At 40.1% G+C, this 12,453-nt stretch carries 6 protein-coding genes and 4 pseudogenes; all 10 read left to right on the forward strand.

Annotated elements, in window-relative coordinates; genetic code table 11:
• Positions 1 to 18 precede the first annotated feature (18 nt).
• Positions 19 to 1,003, forward strand: a pseudogene (locus tag ACT170_RS02320) (IS256 family transposase); the annotation flags it as partial.
• A gap of 156 nt (positions 1,004 to 1,159) precedes the next feature.
• Positions 1,160 to 1,298, forward strand: a pseudogene (locus tag ACT170_RS02325) (IS256 family transposase); the annotation flags it as partial.
• Between the two features lie 208 nt (positions 1,299 to 1,506).
• Positions 1,507 to 6,306 (forward strand): glycoside hydrolase family 70 protein, encoded by a 4,800-nt coding sequence (locus tag ACT170_RS02330; RefSeq protein WP_444817987.1) that lies wholly within the window; start codon positions 1,507 to 1,509, stop codon positions 6,304 to 6,306.
• Between the two features lie 142 nt (positions 6,307 to 6,448).
• Positions 6,449 to 7,618, forward strand: a pseudogene (locus ACT170_RS02335) (FtsW/RodA/SpoVE family cell cycle protein); the annotation flags it as partial.
• 377 nt (positions 7,619 to 7,995) lie between these two features.
• Positions 7,996 to 9,234 (forward strand): GTPase HflX, encoded by a 1,239-nt coding sequence (gene hflX, locus ACT170_RS02340; RefSeq protein ID WP_145516161.1) that lies wholly within the window; start codon positions 7,996 to 7,998, stop codon positions 9,232 to 9,234.
• A complete protein-coding gene (locus tag ACT170_RS02345; RefSeq protein WP_021144310.1) occupies positions 9,227 to 9,868 on the forward strand; it encodes a hypothetical protein in 642 nt (213 codons plus the stop codon). Before hflX ends, ACT170_RS02345 begins: the two co-directional genes overlap by 8 nt.
• A gap of 31 nt (positions 9,869 to 9,899) precedes the next feature.
• Positions 9,900 to 10,829 carry a ribonuclease Z gene (gene rnz / locus ACT170_RS02350; protein WP_002884122.1) on the forward strand — a complete coding sequence of 310 codons (930 nt, stop codon included), beginning with the start codon at positions 9,900 to 9,902 and terminating at the stop codon, positions 10,827 to 10,829.
• On the forward strand, positions 10,829 to 11,596 hold the full coding sequence (locus tag ACT170_RS02355; protein ID WP_060972381.1) for an SDR family NAD(P)-dependent oxidoreductase: 768 nt from the start codon (positions 10,829 to 10,831) through the stop codon (positions 11,594 to 11,596). Before rnz ends, ACT170_RS02355 begins: the two co-directional genes overlap by 1 nt.
• An 11-nt stretch (positions 11,597 to 11,607) precedes the next feature.
• Positions 11,608 to 11,832: pseudogene (locus ACT170_RS02360) on the forward strand (class I SAM-dependent methyltransferase); the annotation flags it as partial.
• A 34-nt stretch (positions 11,833 to 11,866) separates the two neighbouring features.
• On the forward strand, positions 11,867 to 12,271 hold the full coding sequence (locus tag ACT170_RS02365; protein WP_073690072.1) for a GNAT family N-acetyltransferase: 405 nt from the start codon (positions 11,867 to 11,869) through the stop codon (positions 12,269 to 12,271).
• Positions 12,272 to 12,453 lie beyond the last annotated feature (182 nt).

The following is a 12,453-nucleotide window of genomic DNA, read 5'->3' on the forward strand; positions in this document are numbered from 1 at the left end:
CTAGCCCAAAAGCAAGATATTGATGAATTTTTCCGTACTTCTCTTGAAACGGCTATGAATGATCTGCTTCAAGCAGAATTGTCAGCCTTTTTAGGGTATGAGCCTTACGAAAAAGTAGGCCATAATTCTGGTAATAGTCGTAATGGAACGTATTCACGGAAATTTGAAACCAAATATGGGACTGTTCAGTTAACTATTCCAAGAAATCGTAATGAAAACTTTACCCCAGCTTTGATCCCCTCTTATGGACGTCGAGATGTCTACTTGGAAGAGATGGTTATCAAACTCTATCAAACCGGTGTAACGACTTGAGAAATTAGTGACATCATCGAGCGAATGGATGGTCATCACTATAGTCCTGCCACAATTTCTAATATCTCAAAAACAACTCAGGAGAATGTCTCTGCTTTTCATGAGAGAAGCTTAGAAGCCAATTACTCTGTTTTATTTCTTGATGGAACCTATCTTCCATTAAGACGTGGAGCCGTTAATAAAGAATGTATTCATATCGCACTTGGCATTACACCAGAAGGACAGAAGGTTGTTCTTGGATATGAAATCGCCCCAAATGAAAACAATGATTCATGGTCCACCCTGTTAGATAAGCTTCAAAAACAAGGCATTCAACAGGTTTCTCATGTAGCGACCGATTGCTTCAAGGGGCTTGAGCAGATGATCAGTCAGGCTTACCCATTAGCTAAACAACAACGTTGCTTAATTCATATTAGTCGAAATCTAGCTAGTAAAGTGAAACGAGCAGATAGAGCGGTTATTTTGAAGCAATTTAAAACGATTTATCGTACTGAAAATTTAGAAATAGCAGTCCTAGCTTTGGAGGACTTTATCGCTGAATGGAAACCAAAGTATAGGAAAGTCATGGAAAGTCTGGAGAATACGGATAATCTTTTAACTTTTTATCAGTTTCCCTACCAGATTTGGCACAGCATTTATTCGACAAACCTCATTGAGTCTCTTAACAAAGAAATCAAACGTCAAACGAGGCTGGGACAATAGTCCTAGCCTCTTAATTGTCTTTGGATTGTCGAGCAAGACGCAGTGGTTGAGTGGGCTCTACTACGCTGATTTCATCAGTTTTTACAGCCCTACTCAACTGTGCGGAGGTGTGACGACGAAATCGACTTCTAACGAATTACCGATTTCTGTCCCACTCTCCTAACGAGGAGGCTCTGGAACGTTATTTAGTTACTTTGTTTGAAAATTATAATTTCAAGCAAAGTCAACGTATCCACAAAGGGTTTGGCCAATGTGCTGACACACTTGAAAGCTTATTTGATTAACATTCTTCAACTCTACTTGAGTGTTTACACAAAATTATTGACAGTATCCAATTCGATTACATGACAATTATTTAATCTTTCATTAAGATAGTAAAAAACTCGTTAAAATAAGATTTATCAAGTTTTTTTGGCGCTAAAAAATGATATAATGAATGAGTCTTTAAGGTGTAGATTTTTAGACAAAAAATATATTGGGGAAAAATTGAATATGGAAAATAAAGTACGCTATAAACTGCACAAAGTGAAGAAGCAATGGGTTACTTTAGCGGTTGCTTCAGTAGCCTTGGCTACCATTGTTGGTGCTAGTGTTACCACGTCTTCACTTGTTTCGGCAGAAGAAATAAATAATACTAATGGATCACCTTCAACAACTACAGTCGGGGAAAATACAAATCCTGTGGTTGAAAAAGAGGTAGGCACAACAACAGAGGTGGCAAATACTTCAAATGCCACAACAACAGACCGAGCAGCAGTTACTGCTGATAAACCAGCTGAAACGACAGTTCAACCAAATTCAGGAGCAACTAGTGATAGAGCTGCAGCAGTAGAGGTTGAAGCCAAACCTGAAACGACTGCTAAGCCAGAAGTAGCCGCTAAACCAGAAACAGCTACAACATCTGAAGTAGCTGCAAATGCTGGAGTAGCCGCTCCAACGACTGAGAAGTCTAAAGAGCTTTCTGAAGCTGAAATTAAAGCTGCAGTCTCACTCGATAATATTAAAAAAGAAAAAGATGGTAAATATTACTATCTTTTAGAAGATGGATCACATAAGAAAAACTTTGCCATTACTGTAAATGGTCAGGTCCTTTATTTTGATGAGAATGGTGTCCTTTCAAGCACATCAACTTATTCATTCACACAAGAAACAACAAATCTTGTCACTGATTTTACTAAAAACAATGCTGCTTACGATTCAACAAAAGCAAGCTTTGAACTTGTTGATGGTTATTTGACAGCTGATAGTTGGTACCGTCCAAAAGAAATCCTTGAAGCAGGAACAACTTGGAAAGCGTCAACTGAAAAAGATTTTCGCCCACTTTTGATGTCTTGGTGGCCTGATAAGGATACTCAAGTAGCTTACTTGAACTACATGACTAAGGCTCTTAGCAATGGTGAAGAAACAAAAGATGTCTTTACGATTGAAAATTCTCAAGCTAGCTTGAATGCCGCTGCTCAAATCATTCAACGTAAGATTGAGGTTAAGATTGCTGCTAATAAGTCAACAGACTGGTTGCGTCAGTCAATCGAGGCCTTTGTTAAAGACCAAGATAAATGGGACATTAACTCTGAATCTCCAGGTAAAGAACACTTCCAAAAAGGGGCTCTCCTCTTTGTTAATAGTGATTTAACGAAGTGGGCTAACTCAGACTACCGTAAACTTGACCAAACGGCAACAAGTCGTTTGGCAAACGATAAGATCAAGAGTGGTAGTGATGCTGGTTATGAGTTCTTGCTATCAAGCGATATCGACAACTCAAACCCAATTGTGCAAGCTGAAATGCTTAACCAATTGTATTACTTCATGAACTGGGGACAAATCGTCTTTGGTGACAAGGACAAAGATGCTCACTTTGATGGTATCCGTGTTGATGCTGTGGACAATGTCAGCATCGATATGCTTCAATTAGTGTCTTCATACATGAAGGCTGCTTACAAGGTCAATGAGTCTGAAGCACGTGCCCTTGCTAATATCTCAATTCTTGAAGCTTGGTCTCAAAACGACCCATATTATGTGGACGAACATAATACAGCTGCCCTTTCTATGGATAATGGTCTCCGTTTGTCTATTGTTCATGGATTGACTCGTCCAGTAACTAATAAAGGTACAGGTGCTCGTAATGCATCAATGAAGGACCTTATTAACGGTGGTTATTTCGGTCTTTCAAACCGTGCGGAAGTTACATCATATGATCAACTTGGTTTTGCAACCTATCTCTTTGTTCGTGCACACGACTCAGAAGTTCAAACGGTTATCGCAGACATTATCAGCAAAAAAATTGATCCTACAACAGATGGATTTACTTTTACATTAGATCAATTGAAACAAGCTTTTGACATTTATAATGCTGATATGTTGAAAGTGGATAAGGAATATACGCATTCAAATATTCCTGGAGCTTATGCTTTGATGCTTCAAACAATGGGTGCAGCAACACGTGTTTATTATGGAGACTTGTATACTGATAATGGTCAGTACATGGCTAAGAAATCACCATACTTTGATCAAATCACAACTCTTCTTAAAGCGCGTCCTAAATATGTAGCTGGTGGACAAACATCTTATATCCACAATCTTGCTGGAGATGGCGTATCGTCTGCTAAAGACAATAAAGAAGTTTTGGTTTCTGTCCGTTATGGTCAAGATTTGATGTCTAAGACTGATACAGAAGGTGGAAAATACGGCCGCAATTCTGGTATGTTGACCCTTATTGCTAATAACCCAGATTTGAAATTAGCAGATGGTGAAACGATTACTGTAAATATGGGTGCAGCCCACAAGAACCAAGCCTACCGTCCACTCTTGCTTGGTACGGATAAAGGTATCGTGTCATCATTGAATGATTCAGATACTAAGATTGTTAAATATACAGATGCACAAGGAAATCTTGTCTTCACAGCTGATGAAATCAAAGGCTTTAAGACTGTTGATATGAGTGGTTACCTTTCAGTTTGGGTACCAGTAGGTGCGACTGACGATCAAAACGTTCTTGCTAAACCATCAACAAAAGCCTTCAAAGAAGGGGATAAGGTTTATAGCTCTTCTGCAGCCCTTGAAGCACAAGTGATTTACGAAGGTTTCTCAAACTTCCAAGACTTTGTTAAAGAAGATAGCCAATACACTAATAAATTGATTGCAGCTAATGCAGACCTCTTCAAGTCATGGGGCATTACTTCATTTGAAATTGCACCTCAATATGTCTCATCTAAGGATGGAACTTTCCTTGATTCTATTATTGAAAATGGTTATGCCTTCACAGACCGTTATGACTTTGCCATGAGCAAAAATAATAAATACGGATCAAAAGAAGATCTTCGTGATGCCCTCAAGGCTCTTCACAAACAAGGTATTCAAGTCATTGCTGACTGGGTTCCAGACCAATTGTATACTCTCCCAGGTAAAGAAGTAGTGACAGCTACTCGTACAGATACGCATGGTAAGGTGCTTGATGATACTAGCTTGGTTAATAAACTCTATGTGACAAATACTAAGTCATCAGGAAATGATTTCCAAGCACAGTATGGTGGTGCCTTCCTCGACAAACTTCAAAAACTTTATCCAGAAATCTTCAAAGAAGTTATGGAAGCGTCAGGTAAGACAATTGATCCATCTGTGAAGATTAAACAATGGGAAGCTAAGTACTTTAACGGTACAAATATCCAAAAACGTGGTTCTGACTACGTTCTCAGCGATGGTAAATTGTACTTCACCGTTAACGATAAAGGTACCTTCCTTCCAGCAGCCTTGACTGGTGATACAAAAGCTAAAACTGGATTTGCTTATGATGGTACAGGGGTAACTTATTACACAACATCTGGTACTCAAGCTAAGAGTCAATTTGTGACATATAATGGCAAACAGTACTACTTTAACGATAAGGGTTACCTTGTAACTGGTGAACAAGCTATCGACGGTTCAAACTATTTCTTCTTGCCAAATGGTGTTATGTTTACTGATGGTGTTATTAAAAATGCCAAAGGTCAATCATTGGTTTATGGTAAGTCAGGTAAATTGACGACTCAAACTGGTTGGAAAGAAGTTACTGTTAAAGATGATAGTGGTAAGGAAGAGAAATTCTACCAATACTTCTTCAAAGGTGGCATCATAGCTACTGGTTTGACTGAAGTAGAAGGTAAGGAAAAATACTTCTATGACAATGGTTACCAAGCTAAAGGCATCTTCATTCCTACAAAAGACGGCCACTTGATGTTCTTCTGTGGCGATTCAGGTGAACGTAAGTACTCAGGCTTCTTTGAACAAGATGGTAACTGGTACTACGCTAATGATAAGGGCTATGTTGCCACTGGATTTACTAAGGTAGGTAAACAAAACCTTTACTTCAATGAAAAAGGTGTTCAAGTTAAGAACCGCTTCTTCCAAGTTGGTGATGCCACTTACTATGCAAATAACGAAGGTGATGTTCTTCGTGGTGCGCAAACCATCAATGGTGACGAGCTCTACTTTGATGAGTCAGGTAAACAAGTTAAAGGTGAGTTTGTGAACAATCCTGATGGTACGACTTCATACTACGATGCCATTACAGGTGTGAAACTTGTGGATACATCACTAGTAGTTAATGGTCAAACCTTTAATATCGATGCTAAGGGTGTTGTGACTAAGGCACATACACCAGGCTTCTATACTACTGGGGACAACAACTGGTTCTATGCAGATTCACATGGACGTAATGTCACAGGTGCTCAGGTCATCAATGGCCAACATCTCTACTTTGATACAAATGGTCGTCAAGTTAAGGGTGGCTTCGTAACGAACACTGACGGTAGTCGTTCATTCTACCATTGGAATACTGGTGATAAATTGGTATCAACCTTCTTCACTACCGGTCATGATAGATGGTATTATGCTGATGATAAGGGAAATGTCGTTACAGGAGCTCAATTGATCAACGGTCAACAACTCTTCTTTGGTACTGATGGTAAACAGGTTAAAGGTGACTTTGCAACAAATGCGAATGGCAGCCGTTCATACTACCATGGAGCTACTGGTAATAAGCTAGTCTCAACCTTCTTCACTACTGGAGACAACATCTGGTATTATGCTGATGCCAAGGGTGAAGTTGTTGTTGGCGAACAGACAATCAACGGCCAAAACCTTTACTTTGACCAAACTGGTAAACAAGTGAAAGGTGCAACAGCTGTGAATCCTGATGGTTCAATCTCTTACTATGATGTTCATACAGGGGAAAAGGCTATTAATCGTTGGGTTAAAATTCCTTCAGGGCAATGGGTATACTTCAACGCTCAAGGAAAAGGCTACGTGTCAAATTAAGATTAATGAATGAAAGAAGTCAATCACTTTTGTGGTTGCTTTTTTCGTTAAAAAAATTGTCTCTTTTTTATACATTCAGGTCATTTGTCTGGCCAAAAAAGTGGTATAATAACTCTTGCTAAATCTTTATTTTGGAGTACACATGGCTAAGTCAAAAAATACTATTGAAAGTCGGATAGATTACTCGATTCTCCTGCCAGTTCTCATATTGCTACTGGTTGGCCTGGTTTCGATATTTATCGCGACAAATTTTGATTACCCAAAGAATCTTGTGCAAGTCATGTCTCAGCAAGTACTATGGATTTTTCTAGGTTCAGTACTTGCTTTTGTTGTCATGTTATTTAATACAGAGTTTCTTTGGAAGGTAACCCCCTGGCTCTATATTTTCGGTCTGGGGCTTATGGTTCTACCTCTCGTTTTCTATTCCCCTGCTTTGGTAGCCTCGACGGGAGCTAAAAACTGGGTAAGCATTGGATCAGTCACCCTTTTTCAACCATCTGAATTCATGAAGATATCCTACATCCTTTTTCTATCGAGAATAGGTGTTTGGGCTAAGCAAGGTAAGGAAGTGACCAACCTTCAGGATGACTGGTTATTGCTCTTCCAATATGTTGCAGTCACACTCCCTGTGTTAGGTTTACTGGTTCTTCAAGGAGATATGGGGACTGCCTTAGTCTTTCTGGCTATCTTAGCCGGTATAGTAGTGGTTTCGGGGATATCCTGGCGTATTATCTTGCCGGTAGTTCTAGCTTTTGCAACAGGATTAGCCTTGTTTGTAATGGTATTTACCACAGATTGGGGTAAGGAAGCCATGCTCAAGATGGGGGTGCAAACCTACCAGATTAACCGTATCTCAGCTTGGTTGGATCCCTTCACTTATGCAGACGGTATCGCCTTTCAACAGACACAAGGTATGATTTCGATTGGTACCGGAGGAATCTATGGTAAAGGGTTTAATCATCTGGAGTTAAACGTACCGGTTCGTGAGAGTGATATGATTTTCACAGTCATTGCGGAAGATTTTGGTTTGGTAGGTGGTGGATTGGTTCTTCTAACCTATCTCTTCCTCATTTACCGCATGCTGCGAGTGACGTTCAAATCTAACAACCGTTTCTATACTTTTATTTCGACAGGCTTTATCATGATGATTGTCTTCCATATTTTTGAAAATATTGGGGCAGCAGTTGGGATTCTTCCTTTGACAGGTATTCCTTTGCCCTTTATTTCTCAAGGGGGATCATCGCTAATCTCTAACTTGATTGGTGTTGGTTTGGTGCTTTCAATGGCTTATCAGACTAACCTCAACGAGGAAAATAAAATTCTCTTGGCTATGTCTCGCCGTATGCGTACGTCTGGAACTAGTCAAGTGAAACCTATTTCTAAGAGTAAGTCTAAGAAAAACAAGCCTTCGAAGAGTGTTACTATGGCCACTCAAGAATTGGGCAAGGCTAAAGATAAGGTTGATAAGGCCACTGAGAAAATGCGTCAAACCATTTCTCAAAATACGCCAAGCATTCATCAAGGCAAGCGTCGTAAGGGTTCGAAAAAGAAACCGACACGTAAACATTAAGAGAAAGCAAGTTGGTTAATCCAACTTGTTTTTCTTTGAAAAAAATTAAGGCCTGTGACCTTTTCTTTGCCCCTGCCTGTGGTATAATAGAAGTCGACTATTTCGAAAAGGGGTTTGCTATGATAGAGACAGCCAAACAGCAAGAACGTGCTATTTTAGTAGGTGTTGAATTGCAAGAAACAGAGCATTTTGACATGTCAATGGAGGAACTTGCCAGTCTTGCCAAAACTGCAGGAGCAGAGGTTGTAGCTAGCTATACCCAAAAACGTGAACGCTATGATAGTAAGTCTTTCGTAGGTTCAGGAAAATTAGAAGAAATCAAGGCCATGGTGGATGCGGATGAGATTACTACGGTCATTGTCAATAACCGTTTAACACCTCGTCAAAATACCAATCTTGAAGCAGCATTTGGCGTAAAAGTTATTGATCGTATGCAATTAATTTTGGATATCTTTGCCATGAGGGCTAGAAGCCATGAAGGGAAACTTCAGGTTCACCTAGCTCAACTAAAATACATGTTGCCCCGTTTAGCTGGTCAAGGGATTATGCTCAGTCGTCAAGCAGGGGGCATTGGTAGCCGTGGACCTGGTGAAAGTCAGTTGGAGCTCAATCGTCGTTCGATTCGTAACCAGATTGCTGATATTGAACGCCAGTTAAAGGTTGTTGAGAAGAACCGAGAAACCATTCGCGAAAAGCGTGTTGATTCAACTACCTTTAAAATTGGTTTGATTGGTTATACCAATGCTGGGAAATCAACGATCATGAACCTTATGACGGATGATAAGCAATATGAGGCTAATAAACTTTTTGCGACCTTGGATGCAACGACTAAGAAAATTTACTTAAAGGATCAGTTTCAAGTGACCTTGACAGATACGGTTGGTTTTATCCAGGACTTGCCAACAGAACTGGTTGCTGCCTTTAAGTCAACACTTGAAGAAAGTCGTAATGTGGACCTTCTTTTGCATGTCATTGATGCGAGTGATTTTAATCACGAAGAGCATGAAAAGGTGGTCTTAGACATTCTCAAAGATTTAGACATGACTGATATCCCTCGCCTAGCAATTTACAATAAGATGGATGTAGCTGATAATCTAGTAGCAACAGTCTTTCCTAATGTTCGCCTCTCAGCACGTGACAAGGGAAGTCGTGAGGCCCTCAGAAGACTCTTGATTGACGAAATTCAACAGATTTTTGAACCCTTTAGTATTAAGGTCCATCAGGATCAAGCTTATAAACTTTATCAATTGAGTCAATTAGCCTTGCTAGATAGCTACACTTTTGAGACAGAAGTGGAAGAAATTACAGGTTATATTTCACCGAAAAATAAATGGAAATTGGAAGAATTTTATGACTGATTATATGGATTTAGCTTTAAAATATGGTGGTTTTACAAGTTTAGATAAGGTCTATTTAGAAAATACCTTGTCAGACCTTTCTGACAGTCAAAAATTGGCTTTCATTACGCCACCACCAAGCGTGATTAATGCTTATTTTGCAGAGATTTACCAAAAACAATCTCCTGAAGCAGCGACGGAATACTATTTGGACCTTTCAAAGGAGTTGAACCTCTTTAACCCTGAACCATCTTTTGATGAGCACAAGCCTTTTATTCGTCTCAATCTGTCAGGAAAATCTTATGGATTTTGCTATGAAAATGCTGATGAGGTGGCCTTAGTCTTTGCCGAGCATTTAGAGGTTCCAACGGCTAGCATTTTGTTTGAGCTTGCTCAAGTTTTCCCGCAGTATAAGGTTTATCTTGAAGGCACTCAAATTAAGATGACCAAGGTTGATTTTGATGAAGAAGTATTGGAAGAGTTAACACCTGAGACACAGTTACTTAGTCGTGTAACTAAATTGAAGGGAAATGTCATTAAGTTGGCTAGCTTCAATCAAGACGAATTAGTGGAACTTTTGTCTCAATATAAAGGGCAAACTGTTTATTATGGCTTTGCTCAGCGTGAATGCCTGGCTTATATTGTCCAGAAATAAGAAGAACGATAGATAGAAAGTATAGGAAGTCATGGAATTACAATTTTTAGGGACGGGTGCCGGGCAGCCCTCCAAGGCCCGTAACGTGTCGAGTCTGGTTCTGAAGTTACTCGATGAAATCAATGAGGTCTGGATGTTTGACTGTGGAGAAGGTACCCAACGTCAGATTTTAGAAACAACAATCAAACCTCGTAAAGTTAAAAAAATCTTTATCACACATATGCATGGAGACCATATCTTTGGCCTACCTGGTTTCTTGGCTAGCCGTTCTTTCCAATCGAGTGAAGAACAAACAGATTTAGAGGTTTATGGTCCAGTCGGCATTAAACAATATGTTATGACTAGTCTTCGTACCTCTGGAACACGCCTCCCTTACCATGTGCATTTTAAGGAAATTGATGAGCATAAGCTTGGCTTGGTTATGGAAAATGACAAGTTCGCTGTTTATGCAGATAAGTTGGATCATACCATTTTTTGTATTGGTTACCGTGTGGTTCAAAAGGATCTTGAAGGAACCTTGGATGCTGAGGCCCTTAAAGCAGCAGGTGTACCATTTGGTCCGCTTTTTGGTCAAATTAAGAATGGGCAAGATGTGGTCCTTGAAGATGGAACAAAAATCATTGCCAAGGACTTTATTTCCGCACCTAAGAAAGGTAAGGTTATCACTATCTTAGGTGACACTCGTAAGACGAATGCCAGTGTTCGTCTTGGCTTGGGAGCAGATGTCTTGGTGCACGAGTCTACTTATGGTAAAGGTGACGAAAAAATTGCCAAGAGCCATGGGCATTCAACCAACATGCAAGCAGCACAGGTCGCTAAAGATGCGTCAGCTAAACGTCTTCTTCTAAATCACGTATCAGCACGTTTCTTAGGGCGTGATATCGGTAAGATGGCAGCAGATGCTAAAACAATTTTCGAAAACACCCACATCGTTCGTGACCTAGAAGAGGTAGAGATTTAATGGCTAAACAACGTATTATCGCTATTACTGGTGCCTCAGGAGGGCTTGCACAAGAAATTGTCAAGCAGCTCTCACCCAGTGATGGCATTATCCTCTTAGGAAGAGACAAGGATAAACTTGAGAAATGTTATCGCCATGTGGAAAATAAAACCTGCCTTGCCATTGACCTTAGAGACGACAATGCCATTAAAAAAATGGTCGATTATCTCTATCAACGATTTGGACGTATTGATGTTTTTATCAATAATGCTGGTTTTGGTGAATTCAAGTCTTATGATAATTACACTAGCCAAGAGGTACGTGATATGTTTGATATCAATACCTTTGCGACGATGAGCTTTTCACGTCTGATGGCTGAGAAAATGGTGGAACAAGGCCATGGCCATATCATCAACATCGCCAGTATGGCGGGGAAAATTGCGACAGCCAACTCAAGTGTCTATGCAGCGACAAAGTTTGCGGTAATTGGCTTTTCAGATGCCCTGCGTTTAGAGTTGGCTGATAAGGGAGTCTATGTGACTACGGTCAATCCAGGTCCAATTGAGACATCTTTCTTCAATCAAGCTGATCCCTCTGGAGCCTATCTTGAGAGTGTTAAAAAGTTTGTCCTCAGTCCTAAATACGTGGCTAAAAAGATTGTCCGTATTCTGTGTAAAAACAAACGTGAAGTTAATCTACCACGACTCTTAGCAGTTGCCCACAAAGGCTACACGCTATTTCCACGAATCTCGGACAAACTAGCTACCAATGTGTTTAACTACAAATAGGAGGATACTAGATGGCCGCAAATATCCAAGCGTATTTAGAAAATCTCCAGCAACCCTGGGGTCAAATCTATTATGATATTCTTTTTGACCAATTACAGGACATCAAGGGAAAGCGAGTGCTTGATTTTGGCAGTGGCTTTGGCCTTGTGTCCAACCACCTAGCGTAAGAAAATAGAGTCCTAGCTGTGAAACCCAATGAGGAAATGATAGGTTTACGGGCTCAGGACAACCCCTATTAGCAACTAGTCGGGAGTTTGGAGAGGAGTTAAGATGTTAAATTATAAAAAAGAGATTCCAGCGATGACAGACCTAGTTGCACTCTATAGCTCAGTCGGCTGGACCAATTATACTAACAATCCAACCATGTTGGAAGAAGCTGTCAAAGCCAGTCTATGGCAGTTGGCGGTCTATGATAAGGAAGAGTTAGTAGCCTACATTCGCTTAGTAGGAGATGGCTACTCTGTCATTTTTGTACAGGACCTCTTGGTGCGACCAGATCACCAGCGCCAAGGCATTGGCACGAAACTCTTAGAAGAGGCTTTAGCGACTTTCCCCAATGTCTATCAACGGCTCCTTGCCACTGATTGCAGCGAGAAAAATTTAGCCTTTTACCAATCCCTGGGATTTGTCGAACTTTCAGAGCAAGCTTGTACAGGGATGATTTATAAATATTGATGTAGAGGATTTCCGAATAGGGAATCTTTTTCTTGTTTTTCCTAATATTACTTGAAAATGATAGTAGAATAGAGTTAGTTAACGTAAAGAGGAAAAGGGGATATCTGAGAAAACACAAGTCAAATGAGGAGCGATACCTAGACTATTATTTTGTCTAGAAAAGCAGGTCTTGATTGGAAATG

It is taken from the genome of Streptococcus sp. cx1 (genome assembly GCF_052384325.1).
Lineage (GTDB): Bacteria > Bacillota > Bacilli > Lactobacillales > Streptococcaceae > Streptococcus > Streptococcus salivarius_G.

Coding starts and splice junctions, on each gene's coding strand:
- ACT170_RS02330 (WP_444817987.1), top strand. CDS start 1,507: ATGGAAAATAAAGTACGCTATAAACTGCACAAAGTGAAGAAGCAATGG.
- hflX (WP_145516161.1), top strand. CDS start 7,996: ATGATAGAGACAGCCAAACAGCAAGAACGTGCTATTTTAGTAGGTGTT.
- ACT170_RS02345 (WP_021144310.1), top strand. CDS start 9,227: ATGACTGATTATATGGATTTAGCTTTAAAATATGGTGGTTTTACAAGT.
- rnz (WP_002884122.1), top strand. CDS start 9,900: ATGGAATTACAATTTTTAGGGACGGGTGCCGGGCAGCCCTCCAAGGCC.
- ACT170_RS02355 (WP_060972381.1), top strand. CDS start 10,829: ATGGCTAAACAACGTATTATCGCTATTACTGGTGCCTCAGGAGGGCTT.
- ACT170_RS02365 (WP_073690072.1), top strand. CDS start 11,867: ATGTTAAATTATAAAAAAGAGATTCCAGCGATGACAGACCTAGTTGCA.